The following is a 25,782-nucleotide window of genomic DNA, read 5'->3' on the forward strand; positions in this document are numbered from 1 at the left end:
AGACACTGACGGAGATGGTGTTATCACAGATCCTGAGATTGCAGGAGATACAGACGGCGATGGTGTTATCACAGATCCGGAAATAGCCGGAGACACTGACGGCGATGGTGTTATCACAGATCCGGAACTTGCCGGAGACACCGATGGAGATGGTGTTATCACAGATCCGGAAATAGCCGGAGACACAGACGGCGATGGTGTTATCACTGATCCGGAAATAGCGGGAGACACAGACGGCGATGGTGTGATCACAGATCCGGAAATAGCGGGAGACACTGATGGAGATGGTGTTATCACAGATCCGGAAATAGCCGGAGACACAGACGGCGATGGTGTTATCACAGATCCGGAAATAGCGGGAGACACTGATGGAGATGGTGTTATCACTGATCCAGAAATAGCCGGAGATACCAATGGAGATGGCGTAATTGATGATTCCGAATCAACTGAAATCACTTTAAATCTGGTAAATGATGTTGATAATCCATTGAGTCTTTGTGATGATACTGAGGTTGAACTTGCATACACCGATTTAATTGGGAATCCAAGTCAATATAGGATCATATTCGGAGAATCAGCGAGTGCTGCAGGATTTCATGATATAGATTATACTGATATTTTATCGGATTCAGGAGTGTTTCAATTTGCAGTTCCTGTTGGGGTTTCGGATGGTTTGTATGAAGGGAATCTGCAATTGAGAAATAACTTTGGGATAGAGTCTGTGGCTTATAAATTTCAGTTTATCGTAAATGTATCAGCAGAATATATTATTTCGAAGTATGATGATGTGGTGCTGTGTGACAACAGCAGTGAACGATTTGTAGCTTATCAGTGGTATAAAGATGGAGTTGCGGTTCCGGGTGCTGTTAATCAATTCTATAATGATCCTGATGGTCTGATTGGTTCGTATTCTTTGGATTTAATAACTATTGACGGACAGCATTTGACAACCTGCTCAAAGGAATTCAATATTCCATTAAATAAATCAATTAGTGTTTATCCTAATCCGGTAAGTAGTAATAGTAAATGTACTGTTCGTATGAATGGTTTTGACGAAGACGAATTATTGGGAAGTCAATTGTCAATATTCAATTCGTTTGGAGCAAAAGTATTTTATACTGAAGATGTGATAAAAGAAAATGTATTACTGCTTCAATTGAAAAATGGAGTTTATGTTGGATATGTCACTACTGAGACGGGATCTAAGTATTCATTTAAAATTCTTATTCAAAAATAGCAGGTGTATTTTATCATGAGAAAAAAATTACAATCAACAGTATTCGTGAAAACTCAAGAAATCAATCAATGAAAAAATATAAAATACAGGTTCTAATTGGATTTTCCCTCTTTGTTTTTGGATCTGTTCAAGCCCAGAAAACAGATCAGTTTTTATCACTTGATATGGGTGGTGGACTGCATAGTATGCAATATTCTCTTCAAAATGGGAAAGTAAAAAGACAGTTTGGATATGGCTTCCATCTGTCTTACAGCTATTTTTTTAATTCACATTGGGGAGTGCAGACAGGTATTGGAATGCAGAAGTGTCGAAGTGAGGCAACCTTAAATTATCAGTCGAGTACCAGCGAAATTGATTCTGATGGCGATTCGTATGAGTTTCGTAACAGGTTTGATAACTGGCAGGAAAAGCAAGATGTTTATTTTGTTGACATTCCGTTATCCATACAGTATCAAAAGATGTTAGGGAAAAAGTTTGGGATTTTAGCTGGGTTAGGGGCTCAAATATCTATTCCTGCACAGGCTGCTTATGAAACAACAGGAGGTGAAATGGTAACCACTGCCTATTACAGTCAGTGGAATGTAGAGTTATACGATTTGCCGCAACATGGTTTAGGCTCGCTTACAACTAAATACAAAGGCGACATATCTTTAAATCCATCTTATTCTGCGATTGCAGAATTGGATGGGTTTTATCAAGTATCTGAGAAAATAGATGTGTATGCAGGATGTTATTGTAACTATGGTTTTACTAATTTAATAAGCCCTGAGAAAAAAATAGTTTATCAGCCAGACGGAGTCTACAATGGAATCTTAGCATCAGATCAGGTTTCTAAGGTTGATCTGTTGTCATTTGGACTTAAAGTTGGAGTCCGTTTCCGAATAAATAAGGTAAGGCGCAGTATTAGCAGGAAAAAAGGATCAATAAACGAGGCACAAACAGCAGAACATTCTGGTCCGTTGCTCCCAGCAGGTTCGGTAAAAGAAGAATTAGGTATTGAAGCAGCAAAAACAGGATCAATGAACGAGGTACAAGCAACAGAACATTCCGGTTTGTTGCTATCCGCCGATTCGGTAAAAGAAGAATTAGATATTGAACCAGTAAAATCAGAAATTAAAACCTCAGTTAATAAAGAAGAAACACCAATTGAAAAGGCAAGACAAATATCAGACTCTATGAATCTGGAGTTTAGTTTTAATTCTATAGAACTTATAAAAGAGCAAGATAGTAATTTCAAGATATTGAGTAATCTCTTGAAAGAAAATCAGGAAATACAGTTGCAAATAATTGGACACACATGTAATATTGCAGATTATGAAACAAATATGATAGTTGGTTTAAAAAGAGCAGAATATGTAAAGTCTAAATTAATTGAGTTGGGTGTTCCTCCTTTTCAAATGGAAATAGAAAGTAGGGGTTTAAATGAACCACTTTTTGAAAATACATCCGAAGAAAACAGAGCGAAAAATAGAAGAGTGGAAATAAAGGTTATCTCTAAATAATGAGGTTTTGTTGGATGAGCAGGAGAGAGAGGGATTATGCCTCTCTTTTTTGTTTTCGTAATGAGCACGTTAAGAATCCCAAACGGATACTTCTCGTCCCTTTTTCAATATTTTAAAATGTGCTCAAAAAAAGAGAGTCTCAAATGAATGAAACTCTCTTTCTAGATTAGAATAACACAATTTATAATCGAGATAGGTTATGGTAGGAGTTTACTACTTTGAGTCTTAGGAAGAAACCGTTTTCGATCCAACGATTCGATATTCGTTGATATTCGTTTTTCAAATGATTAAGACGAATTGGTCTTGGGTAATCAGTAACATTTCCTTGTTTTTTTCATCTGTTTAAAGCATCGGTAAATACATTATTATAAGCATACACCCAATTTCTCATCATGTTAAGATTGTTAAATATCATTTCCATAAGTAAACTGGAAGAGCCCATTATCACGTTTAATAGTCCTGTTTAGTCCAACTTTCCGTATTCGCTGGGTGAAACACCAAAAATACTTTTAAAGCTTTTTGAAAAACTGGAGAGGCTGTTAAATCCAACACTATACATGATTTCGGTAATGTTCCCCTCGTTGTTTTTGATCATTTGAGCCGCTTTTTGAAGCCGGTAGTTTTTTAGGATGTCTTTTGTTGATTGGTTGGTTATGGCTTTTAGTTTTCGGTATAAATGCGTGGAACTAAGGTTCATTTTTGAGCTGATCATTTCAACGGATAAATCAGGATTACTAATGTTCTCAGAGATAAATTCCATTACCTTTTTCAAAAATTGTTCATCCTGATTTCTGTCCGGATTATTTTCTTCACGTGGATGAATCAACAATTCTTTTTTGATAAAATCATGCAGTTGTTCTTTCCGGCTTAAAAGATTGTTGATGCAGGCTTTCAGGTAATTGATATCGAATGGTTTGGTAATGTACATATTGGCACCCACTTCAACACCTTCGGTTTTTTGTACGTCGAGAGTTTTTGCTGTTAGCAGGATTAGGGGAATCTGTTTTGTAGCGGTATTTTGTTTTATTTTTTTGCACATTTCAATTCCATCCATTACCGGCATCATAATATCCGAAATAATGATTTCCGGCTTAATTTCTACTGCTAAATCGTAGCCTTTACTACCATTGCTTGCTTTATGAATGATGTATTCTGTTTCCAGGTTCATTTCAATGTAATCAAGAATGTCAGGATTATCATCAACAATTAATATCTGCTTTAAGCCTTTGCTTTGGGGCAATAGTTTCGGAATTACAGCCTCGGTACTTGCGGTAACCTGTTGTGTTTGCTTTATTGTGATCTGCTCTCCCTCTTCAAGCGGAAATGTAAATGTAAACGTGCTTCCCAATCCGTTTTCACTTTTCACTGATATGTTTCCCTGATGTAAGGCGGCATATTGTTTCGCCATGGACAAGCCAATTCCTGTTCCCTGTTGATCGGCTGGATTGTTGGCAGACTGGTAAAAATTATCAAAAATTTTCTCCATATCGTCAGCAGATATGCCCGATCCTGTATCCGATACCGATATTCTTATTTTGTTCCGATTCTCATTGTTTACAATGGTAACCGACATTTCGATGCGTCCTTCGGGTGGAGTATGTTTAAACGCATTGATTAGCAAATTGTATAGAATGGCTTCAATTTTTTCTTTATCAAGAATTACATTGATTGGTGCAATATCACAGGTTAATGTGTAATTTACTTCGTTTCGCGAGGCCATATCTTTAAACGAATCAAATATTTCCTCGCAGAAACTTGTTAATTCTACGTGCTTTTTAAGTAAGGGTATGGTTTGGCTTTCCAATTTTCTGAAATCTAAAATCTGATTGATGAGGGTCAGCAAACGTTTTGAATTTTTCTCAGCTAACTTCAGCATTTCAAGGTTTTTCCCTTGCAGTGCGCCTGATTTTAGAACCTGTTGAATGGGTGGTGTTATTAAACTCAACGGAGTTCGGAATTCATGTGATATGTTGGTGAAGAATTGTTGTTTTGTATTCAGTATTTCTTCAGAGTGAATTTTTTCCAGATTGGCGATGCGCAATTGGTTGTTTAAATTTTGTCTTTTATTATAGAGTCGGAAAGCAAAATAAATTAATGCTGTGCCCAGGAACAGGTACAATGCTATAAAAGGATTGCTCAGCCATAAAGGTGGTAGAATAACAACAGCTAATTTGGTTGTTGTTGTGCTTTTAATACCTGCATAATTGATGGCTTCAACTTCTAAATTGTAGTTTCCTGGTTTTAGGTTCGAATAGGCTGCAAAATTAACATTTTGAGTACTGTGCCAGTCTGTATCCAAGTTGCTGAGACGGTATCGGAAATGACTCTTTTGGGGCAGCCAATAGTTTAATGTTGAGAAGAAAAATGTGACCGAATTGTTCGAATAGTTCAGTCTTATTTTATGGGTGTAGGCAATGTCTTTTTTTAATAGTTTTGAATGATTGCGGGAGTTAATCAGATCGTTATCTACTTTTATACCGGAAATAACAGATTTTGGATCGATCGGTTGAAAATCTTCCATATTTGTATTCACTTCTACGTATCCGTTGTCGCCTCCAAAATACACGTAGCCGGAGTTTGACCTTGCACTGCACTGAGAATAGAAGTTTTTTAAAGGGTAATGCGGATTTAGAGGCATGGAAATTACAGTTCCATTGCTGCTGTCGTATTTGATTACTGAAGTCAATCCGGCCATCCAGATATTATTTTTCTGATCTATTTCGATACTTATGAGATCGCTGATCACAGGATTGCTCAATGGATAGGTAACTACACTATCCAATTTTGGGGAGTAGTTGATCAATTGATTGTCTGTTGCTATCCAAAGCGATTCATTTTCTGATGTGTTCATGCAGGAGATGTACCGATTTTCAAGATAGCTGTTAACTTCACCAACTTGTTCAGTTGTTAAAGTGTTATTATTTATTGTCCACAACTTATTCGCCTTGCTATAGTAAATATTATCACTGCAGGCATAAATAAAATCAGGAGCAGAATCTTCAAGCTTGGTAAAATGGATCGCTTCAAGAGTTTTGATATTTCCGGTGAGTTTAAAAATACCACCTTCCCAGGCATTTACCCATACCGAACCATCTTTCGTGATGGCAAAAGAGCTGATGTAATTTGAGGTTAAGCCATTACTTTTGTTCGCACTAATGGATTTCATTACTTGCAGCTTTGGATCCCATACATTAATTCCTCCTGCTGTACCAATCCAAATACGACCATAAGGACCTTCTGCCAGAGCATAGGCATTATCGAGTAATAATTTATGGTTGTCCTTGCTGTTGGCAGTAAAATAAGTCTTTTTATTGCTGTTGGGATTATGGACAATTACTCCGTGAATGGTTGCCATATACATGGTTTCATCTTTTGTAACAAGTATATCCCGGATCTGATTTCCAGCTTTTTGATTGTTTACAGAATAGAACTCTTCATGAAGTTTGAAAAAAGGATTTTCTTTATTGATGAGGCTTATGCCATTGGATGTTAAAAACCATAATGTATTGTTGCAGTCGCGAAAAATATCCCACACAACATTGTTGGTAATACTATGATTGATAATGGGATTGTGGAAGTAGGTATTGATACATTTCAGATTCATGTCGAATATTGACAAACCAAAATCTGTTCCTAGCCATAATTTATCTTCATCCGTATGGATACATTTAACAACTTCGTTGCTGATGGTTGTATTCGAGCTGTTATACAATTTGTGTTTAAAACTGTTTGTGTTAAAAATGGCGAGTCCGGTTTCTGTTCCAATATAAAGGATCGAATCGTTCGTTTCCGAGAAGGGACAAATATCCAGGATCAGATTATTTTTTAAGTAGGGTTTATAATCCCCTTTTAAATTAAAGGCTTTAAATTTCCCATCTTTGAATCGGTTCAGTTGATTATAGGTTCCAATCCATAAAGAACCGTCTTTTGTTTCATGCAGACATCGTATTGTAGAGTGACTTAATTCACTGTTAGTATTCGTAAAAAAATCGAATTTATTTAGCTCTTTGTTGTAAACCAAAAGCCCGTTTGAAGTTCCAATCCAAATTCTGTTATTCATCGATTTGTAAAGGCATCGAATGGTAATGTCGGGCCCCAGGTTCACTCTTTTTATTTCCAGGGTTTTGGTATTTATTTTGCACAAACCTTTCCAGGTTCCAACCCAAAGCGTATCGTCATCGATTAGTAAGGAGCTAATGTTGTTGGTGGGTAAGGAATTCGGAGAACCGTCATTTTTAAATACAATAGTTGTAAAGCCATCGTACCTGCACACTCCGTTTGTTGTGCCTATCCATATAAAACCTTTCTGATCCTGAACTACCGAACTGATGATGTTTGAAGGGAGTCCATCCTCTTGTCTTAAATTGGTAAAATACAAAGAGGGTACTTCAATGGCATACACAGGCATAAATTGGAGCACATAAAGCAATACAGCCATTGGTTTTAATAGCATGGACTGGACCTGTGTTTTAGGCTTTTTTTTATCTGGAGTATAATTTACCATTTGTATTGATCAAAAATTAAATGCCCTGAATGCTTTAAGTAAATGTAATAACTTAGATCTGACAGTTTGTAAGTGTCTGATTTACAGAGTTGTTTATGTGTAAAAATATCTCAGCATAAAGATTTGAAAATAAGCATACTGCAAATCAATCTAATATCTCATGATCTGTTGAGATATTAGTTAATCGTAAATATATTGAAATTTTACTAAGAGTAGCTATCGTGTATGATACCTGCAAGTTTTGGTAAGAAATGAACTAATCGTAAAAGTTTTAGTAAATAATTGACTGGCGTGTTTTTAGGTCTTTTATGCAAAAAGTAAGATTTGAACAACAATTGGTATGTCTTAACAAAGTGGTGGATTTAATACTTGCTTACTTTTATTGCAGCTATTTGTGAAGGCAATTTCAAATGTTAAAAAAATATCGAATATGACCATGAATGTAATAAAGCAAAGCTTTGCACTCTTTTTAATACTGCTTATCAACCAATCTTGTGTTAGCAAGGGTGGAAATAAGGAAAGTAAGAATTCTGATTTGGCAGTAAAATCTGTAAAAGAGTTTGTAATGGGAGTTGATCTCTCCTATGTAAATCAAATTGAAGATTTTGATGGAGTGTATAAAGAGGATGGGAAGGCGAAAGATGTTTATTCGATATTTAAAGAACATGGAGCCAATATGGTGAGACTTAGAATTTGGAACAATCCCGATTGGATTTACCAGGTTTACGGAGAGAACAGCTCTTTGTATAGTGGTTTTGACGATGTGAAAAAATCCATCCGCAGAGCGAAAGCACAAGGCATGGCTGTTAATCTTGATTTCCATTATTCCGACACATGGGCAGATCCCGGACATCAGACGGTACCTAAGGCTTGGGAGAATATCACGGACATCAATGTGCTTTCGGATTCTGTTTACCAATATACTTATTCGGTTTTGAACGAGTTGTACAAAGAGAATTTGCTGCCGGAAATGGTACAGATAGGCAATGAAACCAATTGTGGATTAATGCATACTGATACGAATGAGAATTTCCCAAAACTATCCATTTGTGATGATAATTGGACTAGTTTGGGAAAGGTGTTAAATGCAGGAATACAGGCAGTAAGAGATATTGATGCCAAAACAGGAAAGTCAACCATTGTTGCGCTGCATGTGGCAGATCCAAAAAATCTGGATTTTTGGTACAAAGGAATTATTAATAAAGCAGGTGTTACCGGTTTTGATGTGGCCGGGTTTTCATACTATCCACACTGGCATACTGAGGTTTCTTTTTCGGACTTACCCAATGTGGTTAAAAATTTATGTGCCGATATCAATAAGGATGTGATGATTCTTGAAACAGCCTATCCATATACCCTTGAAGATGTTGATAGTTACACCAACATTTTTGGGAAAGAAAGTGCCATCGATGGCTATCCGATTAGTGTGGAAGGGCAACGTTCATTCCTGATTGATTTGACGCAAAATATGATGGATGCAGGTGCTAAAGGGGTTATGTATTGGGAGCCTGCATGGATTTCTTCTAATATGAAAGATCTTTGGGGTAAAGGTTCTGGATGGGATAATGCTACGGTTTTCGATTCGTTGGGAAACCTTACAAATGGCATTGATTATATGTCGTACGACTACAAAAAAAATAAGTAACAGTATTTGATAAGATTTGAAGGTGATGAGGAGATTTATGTTGAAAATAGTTCCTGTATTAGTTCTTTGTGCGGGATTTTTGTCGTGTGGACAGACACACAAGGGAGAGTATGTGAAAGGAAGAAATTCTTTTAATAAGGGATGGGAGTTTGTTAAAGATGTAAACAAATCGGTTGATGAATTGATGAATCGTAAAGACAAGGATTTTTCATGGGAGAAAGTTTCTTTGCCTCATACTGCAAATATTGAACCTTTGGTGATTAAAGGCGATCAGTGGCAGGGAACTTGTTTTTACCGAAAATATTTTTCTCTTTCCAAAGATTTATCCGGGAAGCATTTGGGATTGTATTTTGAAGGAGCTATGCAGGTTGCAGAGGTATTTCTGAATGGTAAGCTGCTTTATACTAATTTGGGAGGTTATCTTCCTTTTTATGTGGATATTACAAAAAGTGTTGAGTTTGGAGTTGAAAATTGTCTGCTTGTGAAATTGAATAATGAAGACAATCCTGTTGTTCCGCCGGGGAAATCATTAAAAGTACTTGACTTCAATACTTATAGTGGAATTTACCGCAATGTTTGGTTGGATGTAAAAGATCCTTTGCACATATCGAACGAAATGGAGGTGAATCACATTGCTGCAGGAGGTGTATTTGTAACTTATAGTAATGTTAGTGAAGAGTCGGCTAAGGTTCATGCTCAGGTGGATGTAAAAAACGATTTAGCCACTGAAAAAGAAGTGGAAATTCAATTGGAATTAATTGATGAGACTAAAGCAGTAGTTGGGAGTTCTTCTCAAAAACAAGCACTAAAAGCCAATTCTACAGCAAAAGTAAACACGGATATAGAAGTTAAACAACCAAAACTTTGGTCGCCTGGTTCTCCGTCTCTTTATACTCTCAGAATTAAAGTATTGTTGAGGGGAGAGGAGTTGGAGACCAAAGATGTAAAAATAGGAATCAGAACATTTAGCATCACAGCAAAAGAGGGGTTTACAATAAATGGAAAAAGGCTGAATTTGCGGGGAACCAACCGACATCAGGAATATCCATATGTGGGATATGCTATTTCAGACAATGCCAATTACAGAGATGCCTGGAAAATTAAAATGGCAGGTTTCAATATTGTGCGTTTGTCGCATTATCCTCAAAGTCAGTCCTTTTTAAATGCCTGCGATGAGTTGGGAATATTGGTTATGGATGCCATACCTGGCTGGCAGTTTTTTGGGGATGAGGAGTTTCAGAAAAATGCAATTCAGGACGTACGTAAAATGGTTCGGGTTGACCGTAATCATCCTTCTGTAATATTGTGGGAGTCTTCCTTGAATGAATCAGCTATGGATGAGTATTTTATGGGGAAATCTCATGAGGCAGTTCACGAAGAATATCCTGGAACTAATGTTTATACCTGTGGATGGAAAGATTTTGCATACGATGTTTTTAATCCCGCCCGTCAACATGCTAAGCCTCCATATTATTGGAATAAGTATGAAAAAGACAAACCGTTTTTTATTGCTGAATATGGCGATTGGGAATACTATGCCCAAAATGCCGGGTTCAATCAAAAAGCCTTTCAGGATTTGTCTGATGAGGAGCGTAACTCAAGACAATTAAGAAGTTCCGGTCAAAAACGATTGGCGCAGCAAGCTTTGAATTATCAGGAATCTCACAATAGTAACCTACAGGGGAAAGCGATTGGCGATGCCAACTGGCTGATGTTTGATTACAATCGTGGCTATGCACCGGATCTTGAATCTTCTGGAATCATGGATATTTTCCGTCTGCCTAAATTTGCCTATTATTTTTACAAAAGTCAGGCAAGTATTGGAGAATCAAAATTGAAACAATTTGCAGAACCAATGGTCGCTATTGCCAATTATTACAACGATCCATCCTTTTTAAACGTGAAGGTTTACAGCAATTGTGAGGAAGTGGAATTATGGGTAAATGGCAAAAGTGCAGGAAAACAAAAGCCGGATCAGGATAAAAACAGCACACACTTAAATCATCCTCCGTTTTCTTTTCAGTTAAAGTCATTTACTCCAGGCGAACTGGTGGCAAAAGGATATGTGGATGGCAAAGTGGTATCAGAAGCTGTTCAGAAAACTCCGGGCGAAGCTGTTGCTTTGAAATTATGGATTGATGAGAGTGGTAAAAAATTAACAAGTGGGTGTAATGACCTTGTGTTTGCATATGCAGCGGTAGTCGATAAAGAAGGCAACATACTTCCTTTGGCAGAAAACAGTGTTCAATTTTTTGTTGATGGAGGAGCAGAGGTTATTGGTTCTAATCCTATGAATGCCGAAGCCGGAATAGCAACTGTTTTGCTGAAGGCTGGAGAGCTGGCCGGAGATATTAAATTAAAAGCTGTTTCGGATGGTTTACAGGAGGGTACTTTAGAAGTGCATGTAGAGTAGCAATGTATTAGATATCGCGGAAGGGGTAGCATGCAAACCTTCTGCGGTGTTTCAAATGATAAAATAGTAATTCTTAAAATCAAAATCTATGAAAAAACAAGAATTTAAGATATGCAGAACAGCATATCCCTAAAACTACCCGAATGGCATATTTGCAAATGGAAAAACAGATCACTGGGAGTACCATTTAACTTGGTCATAGTAAAATGATTTTATGAGAAGAATTTCTTTATATGGATATAAATGAGACTCTCCTCTTGTATATCATTTGTTTACTAACCTGATTTTGCTGGGTAAGGATTCTCAGCGAATGAAATTTTATACGGAAAATAGCATAATGGGGATTGTAAATTTCCCTGTTAGTGCAAAGGTTTTCATAACTAATAGTTCGTTAATCTTTTAATAAAAATAAGACATGGAGAATAGTTTTAAACTACGTTTGGTTTCAATCATTCTGTTTTTGTGCTGTGGACTGGGTGCTTTCGCTCAACAAACTCAAATCAATGGCTTGGTTGTAGATGCCGAAACGAATGAGCCTGTTCCAGGAACGACAGTGATAGTAAAAGGAACCCAAAGGGGGAGTGTTACCATGTTCGATGGTAGCTTTACCATTGAGGCGAATCAATCGGAGGTGTTGGTGTTTTCATTCATCGGTTACTTAAGCCAGGAAGTAATTGTAAGCCCCGAGGCAAATTACAATATAAAGCTGCAATCAGATGTGGTGAATATGGACGAAGTGGTAGTTATAGGTTACGGTGAGCAAAGGAAAGGCGATTTAACCGGAGCTGTTTCGAACGTTTCGTCTAAGGATTTTAATCAAGGCATTGTAAGTTCTCCTGCGCAGTTAATCAACGGAAAGGTTTCGGGCGTGCAGATTATCTCAGGAAGTGGTTCTCCAACATCGGGTAGTTCTATTCGGATTCGTGGCGGAGCTTCTTTAAATGCCAGCAACGATCCTTTAATTGTTTTGGATGGTGTTCCTCTTGAAGCAGGAGGTATCAGTGGCAATAGCAGTAACTTTTTAAGTTTGATTAACCCTAATGATATTGAGAGCATGACTGTCCTAAAGGATGCATCATCAACAGCCATTTATGGTTCCAGAGCATCAAATGGGGTAATCATCATCACAACTAAAAAAGGTTCTAAAGATAAGATCAGAGTTAATTTTAACTCAACCAATTCATTGCAAATCAAATCCAAACTGGCTGATATGTTATCAACAAATGAATTTCGTAATGTAGTTCAGGTTGAGGGTAGTGATGCGCAAAATGCACTGTTGGGATCTAATGAAACGGATTGGAATGACGAGATTTTTCAACTTGCATATGGAACCGATAACAATGTAAGTGTATCAGGATCGTTAGCAAATGTTCCATATCGTTTCTCGGCTGGTTACTACGATCAGGATGGTATTTTAAAAACGGATAATGCACAAAGAACTACTGGAAACCTTTCTGTTTCACCCTCTTTTTTCGAGGATCATTTAAAGGTGAATGTGGGTTTAAAAGGATCTTATAATAAAAATAATTTTGCCAATACGGATGCAATATGGGGCGCTTCTACCTACAATCCGACCATTCCTGTTTACTCAGGAAACTCTGTTTTTGGAGGTTATAACGAGGCCATTGACGAAAACGGGAAACCGGTAACGGGAGCAGTATTAAATCCCTTAGGTACATTGAATCAGTATTCATCAACCAGTACGGTGAGCCGTGTAATCGGAAATTTGGATCTGGATTACAAGCTCCATTTTCTTCCTGATCTTAGGTTGCACGCTACTTTAGGTTACGATTATGCAAAAGGCGAAGGCGAAATTTATGTTCCTTCAACTGCAGCACAATTTTACGTAACAGACGGGCGCGATTATACGTATGGACCTCAAAAAAAGGAAAACAAATTAATTACGACTTATCTGAACTACAAAAAAGAATTTGAAAGCATACAGAGTAAGGTAGATGTAACATTGGGGTACGATTATCAGACTTGGAAGAATACCACCAATGCTTACGAAGAAACAAATACACTTGATGTGTCGCAAAGTTCTGTGGCTGCCGATGACCAACGTCATGCTTTAATTTCTTACTACGGAAGAGTAAACTATTCTTTACAGTCAAAATACATGTTGACGGCTACTGTTCGTCAGGATGGAACTTCCCGTTTTAGCAGTGATAACCGTTGGGGTACTTTTCCATCTGTTGCATTGGCCTGGCGATTATCCGAGGAGTCTTTTCTCCAAGGGATTGATTTTCTAAGCAATTTGAAATTGAGAACCAGCTTCGGTATCACCGGACAACAGGAAGGAATTGGGAACTACGCCTATTTACCTGTTTATACCATTAGTCAGAATGGCGCTCAGTATATTTTTGGCAATTCAACGGTTAATACTTATCGTCCTGAAGCCTATGTGTCCGATTTAAAATGGGAGTTGACAAAAGCGTATAATTATGGAATGGATTTTGGGTTCTTTAACAATCGTTTATCAGGATCTGTAGAGTATTATACACGTAAAACAGAAGATTTGTTAGCCACTGTTCCTTCGGCTGCCGGAACTAACTTCGATAAAAGAATATTGACCAATGTGGGCAATGTGGATAGTAAAGGAGTTGAGTTATCAATTAATGTTACTCCTGTAGATAACGAAGACTGGACCTGGGATTTTAGTTTTAATGCAAGCTGGCAGGAGCAAACCATTAAAAACTTATCCATAATACCCGGATCAGAGATTTCTAATACTTCAGTAGGATCAACTATTGACAGCTACTATTTTCAGGTGTTAACGGAAGGTTATTCGCCAAATATGTTTTACGTATATCATCAGTTGTACGACGAAACAGGAAAACCAATTGAAGGTGCTTATGCCGATTTAAACAATGATGGAACTATTAATTCGAGCGATTTATACCGTTATCACTCGCCATCGCCTGATTATATCTTAGGTTTCAGTACATCATTGCGCTATAAAAAATGGAATTTGAGCACAAGTCTTCGTTCCAGTATTAACAACTATGTATACAACGGACTGTCTATGAATGCAGGGGCATATGGAACCATGTCGTATAATTCGTCTCAGTTAAATAATCTTCATAAAAGCTATTTAGATACAGGTTTCCAAAGTCGTCAGTATTTATCTGATTATTATGTGGAAAATGCGTCTTTTATTAAGATGGATAATATTTCGTTAGGATATAATTTTGGAAGGGTAAAGAATTTGTTTAACCTGAATATGACTGCAATGGTTCAAAATGTATTCACAATCACCAAATATTCAGGTGTCGACCCGGAGATTTCAGGAGGGATAGACCAGTCTTTCTATCCTCGTCCGAGAATTTTTTCTCTAAGCTTAGGTATCGATTTTTAAAATAAGCCCTAAGGTGAAAGCAGCAAACGAATTTAAAAATACTGAAATTTTGAGACTGAAATTATGAAAAAAATAATCAATATATTCTTGGTAACAGTTGTTTTACTTCATACCGCATGTACGGATGAATTAAATCAATATCCGAATGTTGAAGAAACCTCAAAAACGGTTTATTCAGATCCGGCGAACTATATTTCGGCACTGGCTAAATGTTATTCATCATTTGTTACAGCCGGTCAGGAAAAAGGAGGGGGTGATGCAGATCTTAGCAGTAATAATGGCTACGATTATATGCGTTGTTATTTTAATGTACAGGAAGCAGGAACAGATGAACTGGGCTCAACCTGGATAGAAGGTGATAATATTGGTGATTTAAGCTTTTTAAGCTGGGATGCCAATGATCCTTGGGTGGCCGATATGTATTACAGATGTTATTATTCCATATCACTTTGCAACGAGTTTTTGAAGAATGCTGTTGATAGTAAAATAGCATCTTTCACCGAAGAGGAGCAGGCGGAAATCAAATTATATCGCGAAGAAGCACGGTTTCTTCGGGCTATGGCTTACTCTCATGCAATGGATTTGTTTCACGATGTTCCTTTTGCCGATGAATCGGTAATTGGTAGTTCTAAATTGCCTGAAGAGATAAAGGCAGCTAAATTATTTAATTTTTTGGTTACCGAATTAAAAGATTGCAGCGAAGGTATGCTTGATGTAGATGCCTGCGAATATGGGCATGCACCTCGGGCTGCCGCTTGGATGCTGTTGTCAAGACTGTACCTGAATGCTGAAGTATATGATGCAGGAGTAAAAAACGACTCTTGTATGATTTACAGCCAAAAAGTGATTGATGAAGGTTATGCTTTGGAAGCTGATTATGGCAAATTGTTTAACGGCGATAATCATTTGCGTGTAGGTAGAGGTAATGAAATAATTTTCCCTTTAGTAGTTGATGGTACAAGTGTATTGTCATGGGGAGCCACTACTTATTTGGTTTGTGGGGAAGTAGATACGGACTATGGCGCTGCGGCCTCAGAGGTAGGTTGTACGCTTGCCTGGAGCATGTTTCGAATCAGAGGCGAAGTTCCTGCTCTTTTTGATCTGGACAATGACAACCGGGCCCTATTTTATACCGATGGACAAAATCAGTACATGGATAATGGAATAGACGATAGAACCGGAGGTTACTTTGTTCAAAAATGGAGTAACTTAACCGATGCCGGAGAGGCCGCTACAAATACCACCAGTGATGGAGTAAATACCGATTTCCCAATGTTTCGTCTGGCTGATGCTTACCTGATGTATGCCGAGTCTGCGGCTCGTTCAGGGAACGATATGACTACCGCATTAAGCTATGTAAATGATTTAAGAAGTCATAGAAATGCAGCCTCGGTGAGCGAAAGTGAATTGCTTGCAACTACCGACGGTATTCCTTATAAATTTTTCCTTGATGAAAGAGCCAGGGAGCTTTACTGGGAATGTGTTCGCAGAACTGATTTAGTGCGATTCGGATGTTTTACCAGTAATAAATACATCTGGCAATGGAAAGGTGGAGTTAAAGATGGAAAGGCTGTGGATGATAAGTACAATATCTATCCGATTCCAAGTGCCGAGCTTTCTGCCAACCCAAATTTATCTAACGGTGATTATTAAAAAACAGAATAAGTTATGAAGAAATTAATCATATTTCTGGCGGTATGTTGCTCAGCATTATTTACTGCCTGCGAAAAAGATGGGGATGAGATTTTCGTTTCCGGGCTGAATTCATCAACGCTTCTAACAAGTGAATCTGATATTGTTCTATCTCAGGAAACCAAGGATGCACCCATGTTGGCTTTAAGCTGGAACGAAAGTGAGCTTAGTATTAGTAGTGCGGTTGTAAGTATACCTGATGATATCCCATCTGTTGCAATTGAGGTTTCTGCAGCTGAGGATTTTAAAACTTATCAAACTATAAAGCCGGAGAGTAATATATACTCTTTTACCGGAGGTGAATTGAATACCATGGCAAAGAATTTTGCTTATACTCCGGATGTCAGTATTCCTATGTATTTCAGAGTCAATTTGGCTTATGGCGATAATACAGATCCTTATTACAGCAATGTGATTGCTGTCAATATTACCAGCTACACTATTGATATGTCAAAAGCTTTTGTGCTTGATGCAGATAAGGTGGAGACTGGTTTTGTATTGTATGCTCCTGATAGCGATGGTGAATATTCTGGTTTTATTGGAACTACTGCCTGGAGCAATTGGTTTTTAAAAGAAGGAGACGGAAGCCTTTGGGGCAATGAAGGTGCTGATGGTAAAGAATTTTTGATGTCCTCGGACGAAAGCTCCATGTGGAATTTTTGGTATCCGGGTTTTGGTGGATGTTACTATACAACAGCAAGTACATTATCAAAAGAATGGACAGCAACTTATATTCCTAACCTGACTGTAAGCGGTGATGTAAGTGCCGAAATGACTTTTGTAAAATCGGAAGTGAAATGGTATGTGTCAGTAAGCACCGCAAAAGATAATGCAGTGGTGAAAGTCAGCTGTTCTGATGCTAAACTCTATAATTTCTCCACTGCAACGAATGATGATGCCGCTATTAGCAAAGAGATTGGTTTTATTGCTGATGCCAATGGTGGATTGACCTTTGATATGTTGGCTGCATCTGCCGGCGATATTACTTTTGGAACAGCCGGCGATTATACTTTAACTTTCTATTTGTCGGATCCACTCAACCTGCATTATGAGATAACAGCTGGTGCAACGGAAGAGGTAAAACCACTTAGCGGGTATTTGTATCTTTCCGGTGTTGATGATGGCATTTCAGGATCCTGGACATTTGACAACTACCTGCGTTTATTGAGCGAAGAGGATTCTACATTTGCAGGGGTGATAAATGTGAATTCATTGTGGGGCTATAATATGTCTCTAGAAAAAGACAATTGGAATGATGTTTATAAGATGGGCGATACAGAAGGAACATTGAAATTTCAGGGAGCCAATAATATTACTGCTCCGGATCCGGGATTGTATTTAATTCAGGCCGATTTGAAGAACTTAACTTACAGTCATACAGAAGTAACCAGCTTAAGTTACGGTGGATTTAATGATGATTGGAGTCTGGTAGAAATGACATCTGAAGAGGTTGATGGAGTCTATTCAGGTAGTGTAACGATTAATGTCGCCTCTGAATATGGAGCTAAGTTATATATAAATGGCGGATGGGATTATTTTTATGGTGGTGAAGGTGGAAATCTAAGCTTGGGAGCCGATGGTATTACCGATGATGCTTCAATAGCAACAGGAACTTACGACTTGGTTGCCAACATCAAAAATCAAACCTATGTATTTTTAGGCGATGAGGTTTATATCACCGGGCTAAATGATGTTTGGGACTTTACTTCAGTTGTATTAACGAAAGCATCTGCCGGAGTATATACAGGAACTGCAAGCATCAGTGCTGATTCACCATATGGAATGGCCATTCATTTAGATCAGTCATGGAACCGTTATTATGGAGGTTCTTTTGATTCCATGAGCTATTTGGGTGCTAACATGACAGAGGTTCAAAGTCTGGCAAATGGAACATACAATGTAATTGTTGACTTTATTCACAATACCTGTACTTTTGAAGTACAGTAATAATGAAAATGAGGTATTCTAAATGATTTTTACAATTCATACGAATTAGAATACCTCTGTTTTTTTACTAAACGGATATTACAACAATGAAAATTCAAAAAATTACAATATTGCTGATCAGTTTTGTTTTTCTTTTTGTCTCGTGCAGCGATAATGAGGATAACAAGCCTTTGCCGGAGAATCCAGTTGTAGGGGATATGTGTGGTTTTGCCAAAGGTGCCGATGTAAGTTGGTTAACTGAGATGGAGAGTGCGGGTATTTTATTTTACAATGCCGAAGGAAACAAAACCGAATGCATGAGCCTGTTAAAAAGTTTGGGTATGAATTCCATTCGCTTACGGGTTTGGGTAAATCCAACCGATGGATGGTGCAATAAAACCGATATGCTGGTTAAGGCCAAACGGGCCAACGATTTAGGAATGCGTATTTTGGTTGATTTTCATTACAGCGACTCATGGGCCGATCCTTCCAAACAAAGCAAGCCTGTAAGTTGGGAAAATCTGTCTTTCGACGATTTGTGCCTTGCCGTAAAAGATCATACCTCTGAGGTATTAACTGCACTTAACAACTGGGGGATTAGCCCGGAATGGGTTCAGGTAGGCAACGAAACTGGTAATGGCATGCTTTGGAGCGATGGAAAGGCAGATGAAAATATGGCACAGTATGCAAGTCTTACCAATTATGGATACGATGCTGTAAAAGCTGTTTTCCCGGAGGCAAAAGTTGTTGTACATCTGCAGGAGGGAAATAAGAATTCAAAGTTCAGATGGTTGTTTGACGGTTTGAAAAATAATGGCGGAAAATGGGATGTGATTGGCATGTCCTTGTACCCGGAACCGGACACCTGGCAAAGCATGAACGACGATTTAATCAGCAATATCAATGACATGGTCAGTCGCTATGCTTGCGGGATCATGATTTGCGAGACAGGTATGAACTGGGACGGGGAGGATGCAGCATATAACTTTCTTTCAGATCTGATTACAAGAACCAAATTAAATGATAGTTGTTTAGGGGTTTTTTATTGGGAACCACAATGTTACAATGGATGGAAAGAATACCAAAAAGGAGCTTTTGATGAGGCTGGTTATCCAACAAAAGCGATGGATGCTTTTAGCAAATAATTTAGAATGTGTTTTTTCATTCTGTCATTTTGGGGATCAGTAAAGAGGAGAATTTAAGTAAAAGAGTTTGGTTTTATTTGTGGTGGAACGAATAAGTTGAAATGAAAAGGACTGTAAATTAATTGATTTACAGTCTTTTTGTTTGGGGTGAATCCTAATTTTTGGAGAGAGAATGATCTTTATTGCTTGTGCTAAATCGTGTTATTTATAGTTGTTTATTGCAGTTTAATTATTGGCGTTTCCTTGAGAATTCACCTAAAATATTTGAGATGAAAGAGAATGAAATTTTATCTCATTAGGTAGATTGTACCGGTTTTTTTCCAGTATCGTCCATCAGAATAATTTCCTTCCAGTTCCCAGATGTAATTGCCTTCAGGTGCATTCTTGCCTTTGTCTTTTCCATCCCAACCTGTTTTTTGAATTTCGGAATTGTCATTGCTTCTATAAACAACTTTTCCCCAGTTGTTGTAGATTCTAATTGTTAATTTCGATAGCCCTGTGCCGTACACAAGGAATCTGTCATTGTTGCCATCATTGTTTGGAGAGAATAAAGTAGGAATGAAGATCTCGTTGTTCACATGAACGCTAATATTTTTCTGGTCTGACTGACAGCCAAATTCAGAATAGCCAATTACTGAGAATATTGTATTTTCTGGAATGCTGGCTATTGGTGAATTGCTTGAAGGGTCATCTAATGGGAATTCCGGAGTCCATTCGTAAGTGTTTGCACCTTTTGCCCAAAGTTTGAATTCCTGCTTAGCTCCCACAATAGTGTCGGGTTTTATAGCGATGATTGGTTTTTGATGTACGTTGACTTTTATTTTATCTGTTAAGATTTCGCAATTGTGTGTGGAAACAACTAATTGATACTCTGTACTTGTTGAAGGTGTTGCTGTTGGGTTGGCAATGTTAGGATTGTTAAGTCCTGTTGAAGGAATCCATAAATATTTATACTCCCTAAGACTATTTTGAGCTGTAGGATTGCCGCCAAGTTCTAATGATTCTCCAACACAGATCGATTTGTCTGAACCTGCATCAATGTTGCTTATTGGATTTATGGTATATACAGTAGTGTCACGATCTTCGCAACCATTTGAATCAGTAACTTTTAATGCTAATTCAGTAGATTGAAGCGCCTTAAACTTTGGGTGCATTTCTTCAGAAACGAAAGTGTTGTTAGATGAAGTCCAAGAGTATTTGTATGGTGATGTTCCCCTTTCGGCCATTGCATCCGGTCCAAGTGTAATTTCAGAACCTTCGCAAATTAGGGTGTCTTTTCCTGCGTAAGCTGATGGAAGAGAGTAAGGATGGAGCGCAAATTTCTGTTCTGATGAACATCCCTCTTTATTTTCCACTTTTAAATAAAATTCATAATCATTGTCGACTTTATAAGTGAATTTATTGGTGTTTTCCAATAGTAAGTTTTTATTTTGATTCAACCATTTAGTTTTATAATAATCACTTGTTTGAATTGTGATTTGTTGGTTTTTACAAGCAAAATAATTGTCTTTTAAATCAATTACAGGAAGTTTCTGTACAAATATAAAACTTGTGTCTTTCGCAATACAGCCGTATTCTGATTGTACTTCAAAAATCAAGGAATCTTTTTCGGTAGTAAGTATATTGTAAATCAGATTATTACTAAGTATTTTGTTTTCGAATGTTTTCCATGTCCTGATAGTGCCATTAGTTGTGGGATTTAAATTTATACTTTCACCGTAACATGAGTATGTTTCATTATTTAATTCAATTACCGGGTTTTCATGATAAAAAATATTAATTGTATCGCACACAATACCTCCGTAATTTTTGTTCAATTTAACCCAAACGGTATCATCGGTAGTAATTGATAGAGAAATGTTGTTCGTATTGCTTGCAATTTCACCTTTACTTTTAGAATACCAGTTTGCGGTGTAATTACCATCAGGAATTGATAGATGAATTTGTTCGCCGGGGCAAACATTTAGATCTTCCCCTAAACTTATTGGGGCATTAATAAAAAACGTATGCAAATCAGATAATTCTGAAATATTGCCGGCAATGTCAACACTTTGTAAAGCCCAATAATATTTGCCTTCAGAAAGATTCGCCAACTCGATAGTTGTGTCTGACAGTTCGTTTTGTGAAGTCAATAAATTTTCACCGGTAGTTAGATTAGTATAAAAAGGGTAGAATTCAGATCTGTCGGTTGTGGTTCCAAGTTTTAATCTGTAATGAAGACTGCTTGGGGTAGATATATTATCACTGCCTTTGTTCCAACTTAAAGATACATTAGGATAACTTGTTGCTGAATTCAATAAGGTTGGAGGGGTTGGTTTGTTGTACGAGAAACTGTAATTATTAGAGTAGAAAAGAGATTTAGGACCTTCTGGGATTTGCGTGCCGGAAATGAATATATCAGCTTTACCATCTCCGTTAAAGTCTGTAACGGCCAGGCAACCTGCAAAAACATTTGGAAATACGATGTTAGAATTAGAAAGCAGACCGTTATCATTGGTATACAGCACGGTTTTTGGGCTTGTATTGTTAATTCCTCCTATGCTGATCAAATCTAAATCTTCATCACCATCATAGTCCAGCCATTCTAAATCGCAGCCACCAAGTGGAACAGATAAGTTTTGAGAAAACTGCAAAGTCCCTTTATTATTTGTGTATACTCTTGATTGATAGTTTTCACCATCATATCCAGCAATTACAAGGTCAGGGAATCCGTCATTGTTGATGTCGCCCCATTTTGAATCGCCCTCTGTTACTCCATCCAGTTCTATTACTTTATGGAAAGCAATGCCTTTTTCATTTCGATATAAATAACAAATTCTGCGGGAGCCTTCCGATTTTCCTGTGATTAGAAGATCTGTCCATCCATCTTTGTTGTAATCAATTGATGTTGTACTTCCAGAATAAACGGTTGCTAAGTCATATTCTCGGAGATAGAAACCTTCATTTTTGTTGTTTATATATGTTTTTGTAATAATTTGATTTGTATCATTCAAGCCTGACAAAACCAGATCAAGAAACCCATCATTGTTAAAATCAAACCAGGTATGGCTGCTAAGGTTAACATTTTCGAATGATGTTGTCATTTTCACATATGAGTTTCCGTTGATATTTTTAAACAGGAGAGTGTGTTTAATGCCATCCTTATCTATTCCGGTATAAAATAAATCAAGGTAGTTATCATTGTTAAAATCCAGTAAAGAGAGAGAACCATTGCTAAGAGGTATTAATTCGGGAACAATCATTTGAGAAAAGTGATCACTATCATTAATGTATATGCTGGTTACATACTTATCAGGTTGTTCGCCCATTAATACTAAATCTTGGCGCCCGTCATGATTAATATCTCCCCAAACACATTTACTATTATTCAAATTGGGAATGTTGGTGAAAACTTTCTCCTGAAACTGAGCCAGACACATATTAAAACAGAGGCAAACTATGGGGATTAAAAATATTTTTTTCATTTTTTACTATTCAGGAATGGGAAGAACTAGTATTCTTCGTTTATAATTTTGTAATCAGTGTGTTGTAAAAACCAATCGCGGCATATTTGAAGAGCTTCGGTATAATTCTTCGTGTCTATATCTCCGCTATCACTTACTTTAAGAGGGAAGTTTGCTATTACAGGAGCAAGATACTCCATGATTCTATATCCGCATACAATCATTTCTTTCGATTCTGCATTGGAAGATTCACAGTTTTTTTCATTGCTGTTTAATAACTGGATTAAAAAATCAAAAGCTTCTCTCTGATGTGTGTAGATAAGATCAGGAACGTAATCATAAACTAAATCATCATTTACCTCCATCATCTTAATTTGTTTCATACAGAATTCCATTGCTGCATGATCTCCAATTCTTGCCAGTGCCAGTTTGGCTGCCCAGTATGGTTCATTGCTTTTGATAATTCCAGATGACAGTAGTTCTGTAATACTTTTTAGAGTAGAGTCAGGATTAACATATCCAGCTAATCTGATTAGTTCATGATAGTAAGGGGGAGTTAGGTAAAGTAATTCCAGAATTTTGTTTCGGGCCTTATTGTTATAGCTTTTTTTAGCGTAATCTTTCAGTAAATCGCTTACAATACCGCAGGTGCCGGAGTTTGAGTCACTAAATCCTTTTAACAGAAAATTAACTACATCCTGTTTAAGGATAGAATTTGTATCATTTTTAGTTAGGTTATTGGCAATAAGGTAAGCGTATTTTCGAACTGCGTCAATTGAATCAATTCTGTATACTTCTAAATCATTTAAGATTTCAAGCTTATTTGTGCTAAAATCACTTGGCGTATTATGATATGAATCAGGATTTGATATTACATCCTTAAAGAAGGATTGTATCCCTTTTCTGTTTAACTCCTGTGTAAATGAGGTGTTTGAGAAGAATAATACAATAACACCGCATGTAATTAACTTAAAAATTGATTTCATGATTTTATTTTGAAAATTATGTTCGAATATAGACAAATAAAATAAAATTGGAGAAGAACTTTGTGATATTATCCCCTTCCATATGTTAGAATGTATTTAAATTAATCATAGTTGTGTTTTGTTTTAATGTGATTTTACTATTTAAAAGATTCGGATTAAAAAGGTTTGTAAGTTGTATGAAATGATTCTGTATTGTATGTATATCCTTATTTATAAGGATTTTTGGTTGATTTGTTTTGTCGTGTGGCAAGCTGTGGAATGTATTATTTACGAAGCTTGTGAAGATGTGTTTTTCACTTGTGTCAACATAAAAGAATATTAAAAATCTAATTTGCTTGTTAATTAGAATATTTATTTTAAGGCTGATAAAATTGAGTCTTATTTAAGAAATATTAACAAAAAATATTGTGTATTAACATATTAGTGTCTATTATTGTTGTCCGAATAATGTAACATATAAAATTTATTAGTTTTAGGCCATTTCAACCTGTTAAGGTTAATTTCCTGAGCTAGAGTATTAGATAAAACAGTAATCCAGAATGAGAGGGAAAATAATTTTATTGGTTTTTATTGTCGTGTCATTTCACCTCAAGGCTCAAAAAATACCCTTAGTTAACTATACAGAATCTCCATTGCAATACAATCCTTCAGCTATTGTCGGGTTGCCGTACGCAAAAGTAAGTTTCTACAATCGCATTCAGAAAATTAAATCAGGTTCTGCCTTTACAACCTCTCTGGTTACCGGTGTTTTGCCGGTTTTAAATGATAAGAAACGAGGCCATTTGGGCGCTGTAGGTGTGTCGTTTATGTCTGATGATTTGTCGTCTAATGATTTGCTGAAGGAAGAGAGTTTTGCCGTTTCTTTGGCCTATAAGTTGAAAGTGTCGGATCAATTAAATTTAGGTTTGGGTATTTCCTGGAATGTACTTCAGCGTTTTTTTGACAACAATGGTTTTACAACGGGTAGTCAGTATGTTTTAGGAGAAGGTTTTAGTCCAAGTTTAGCTATTAATGAAAATTTTCAGGATGTATCGGATGGATATTCTTCATGGAACTCTGGAATTCGACTCGAAAAAATGTATCGAAATAATAGTCTTAACTATTTTATTGGTGCCTCACTGGCCAATTTAAACAGACCTGTTTACACTTCCGGGAACGATCAAAAAGAGAAGCTTTCTTATCAATACGGTCTTCAGTTTGGGTACAACCTTTTATTAGGGAATGAATTAAGTCTGTTAGCAGATGGTGATTTGAGATTTCAGGATGAGAATGAGTGGCTAAATCTTGGTTTGGATATGAGATATTATTGGCAGAATTCCAAAGGAGGTTTTTTTAAGGAAGGAAGTGTTGCTTTAATTCCCCGGTATGTTGTTGACAAAGTCTACGCACTTGCTGTAGAGTTTTCGCAATCCTTTTATTCAATAAGAGTTGGCCGTACTATTACATCTTCAAAAATAAATTCTAATTACATGACAAGCAATGAAGTGATGCTTTCGTTGAATAAGAATTTTAGTCGGGAAAAGAAATCCGGCTTCTCTGATAAGATAAGAAATGCAAGTGGACTTGTACGCAAAAAGAAGGAGGAGTTTGTTTGGGATGATGAGTACTGGGATTATTCAACCGTCGATCAGCACAAAATTATAGATAAGAGTTTGAAGAAGTTTATTGACTCTTTGATTGAACGGATGCAGAAGCATAAAAATTCAATCGTTCATATACATGTTTTTACCGATATGATGGTAAATGATGCGAAGAATCTGGAAGTATCTGTTCATAGGGCTGAAATTATTTCGGATTATTTCGAACAGCATGGAATTGCAGGAAACAGAGTGGATTATTTTGGGGAAGGAAACTCAAATCCTGTTGTAGCCAACGCATATGGTCAGGAAAGATTAAAGAACAGACGAATCAAATTTATTATTTATCGGTAA

General features: G+C 37.0%; 12 protein-coding genes. 9 read left to right on the plus strand and 3 right to left on the minus strand.

Annotated features, from left to right (window positions below; translation table 11 throughout):
- The coding region (locus BZG01_RS12460; protein WP_143470903.1) for a T9SS type A sorting domain-containing protein at positions 1-1,237 on the plus strand (1,237 nt) is incomplete at its 5' end.
- A gap of 68 nt (positions 1,238-1,305) precedes the next feature.
- Positions 1,306-2,739 carry an OmpA family protein gene (locus BZG01_RS12465; protein WP_101310172.1) on the plus strand — a complete coding sequence of 478 codons (1,434 nt, stop codon included), beginning with the start codon at positions 1,306-1,308 and terminating at the stop codon, positions 2,737-2,739.
- A gap of 463 nt (positions 2,740-3,202) precedes the next feature.
- Here BZG01_RS12465 and BZG01_RS12470 read toward each other — a convergent pair whose 3' ends face one another.
- A complete protein-coding gene (locus BZG01_RS12470; RefSeq protein WP_180327302.1) occupies positions 3,203-7,192 on the minus strand; it encodes a two-component regulator propeller domain-containing protein in 3,990 nt (1,329 codons plus the stop codon).
- 481 nt (positions 7,193-7,673) lie between these two features.
- On the opposite strand from BZG01_RS12470, the gene BZG01_RS12475 reads away from it, so the two are divergent.
- From BZG01_RS12475 to BZG01_RS12500, 6 genes are all read left to right on the plus strand, one after another.
- Positions 7,674-8,888, plus strand: coding sequence for a glycoside hydrolase family 53 protein (locus BZG01_RS12475; RefSeq protein WP_101310174.1), 1,215 nt, complete (start codon positions 7,674-7,676; stop codon positions 8,886-8,888).
- Positions 8,889-8,913: 25 nt separating this feature from the next.
- Complete coding sequence (locus tag BZG01_RS12480) at positions 8,914-11,301, plus strand: glycoside hydrolase family 2 protein (RefSeq protein WP_245870360.1); 2,388 nt, start codon at positions 8,914-8,916, stop codon at positions 11,299-11,301.
- A 415-nt stretch (positions 11,302-11,716) separates the two neighbouring features.
- Positions 11,717-14,659 (plus strand): SusC/RagA family TonB-linked outer membrane protein, encoded by a 2,943-nt coding sequence (locus BZG01_RS12485; protein WP_101310176.1) that lies wholly within the window; start codon positions 11,717-11,719, stop codon positions 14,657-14,659.
- 63 nt (positions 14,660-14,722) lie between these two features.
- The gene (locus tag BZG01_RS12490) at positions 14,723-16,312 is read left to right on the plus strand and encodes a RagB/SusD family nutrient uptake outer membrane protein (protein ID WP_101310177.1); all 1,590 of its coding nucleotides are present in this window, start codon (positions 14,723-14,725) and stop codon (positions 16,310-16,312) included.
- 15 nt (positions 16,313-16,327) lie between these two features.
- Positions 16,328-18,298 (plus strand): DUF8037 domain-containing protein, encoded by a 1,971-nt coding sequence (locus BZG01_RS12495; RefSeq protein WP_101310178.1) that lies wholly within the window; start codon positions 16,328-16,330, stop codon positions 18,296-18,298.
- Between the two features lie 86 nt (positions 18,299-18,384).
- Entirely contained in the window at positions 18,385-19,422 is a 1,038-nt protein-coding gene (locus BZG01_RS12500; RefSeq protein WP_101310179.1) for a glycoside hydrolase family 53 protein, read from the plus strand.
- A gap of 287 nt (positions 19,423-19,709) precedes the next feature.
- On the opposite strand, the gene BZG01_RS12505 is transcribed toward BZG01_RS12500, so the two are convergent.
- Together BZG01_RS12505 and BZG01_RS12510 are read right to left on the minus strand one after the other, a co-directional pair.
- On the minus strand, positions 19,710-22,886 hold the full coding sequence (locus BZG01_RS12505; RefSeq protein WP_101310180.1) for an FG-GAP-like repeat-containing protein: 3,177 nt from the start codon (positions 22,884-22,886) through the stop codon (positions 19,710-19,712).
- A 26-nt stretch (positions 22,887-22,912) separates the two neighbouring features.
- The gene (locus BZG01_RS12510; protein WP_101310181.1) at positions 22,913-23,851 is read right to left on the minus strand and encodes a hypothetical protein; all 939 of its coding nucleotides are present in this window, start codon (positions 23,849-23,851) and stop codon (positions 22,913-22,915) included.
- 539 nt (positions 23,852-24,390) lie between these two features.
- Here BZG01_RS12510 and BZG01_RS12515 point away from each other — a divergent pair.
- Positions 24,391-25,782: a PorP/SprF family type IX secretion system membrane protein gene (locus BZG01_RS12515; RefSeq protein WP_101310182.1), complete on the plus strand. Its 1,392-nt coding sequence runs from the start codon at positions 24,391-24,393 to the stop codon at positions 25,780-25,782.

The organism is Labilibaculum manganireducens, assembly GCF_002843385.1.
Classification (GTDB): domain Bacteria; phylum Bacteroidota; class Bacteroidia; order Bacteroidales; family Marinifilaceae; genus Labilibaculum; species Labilibaculum manganireducens.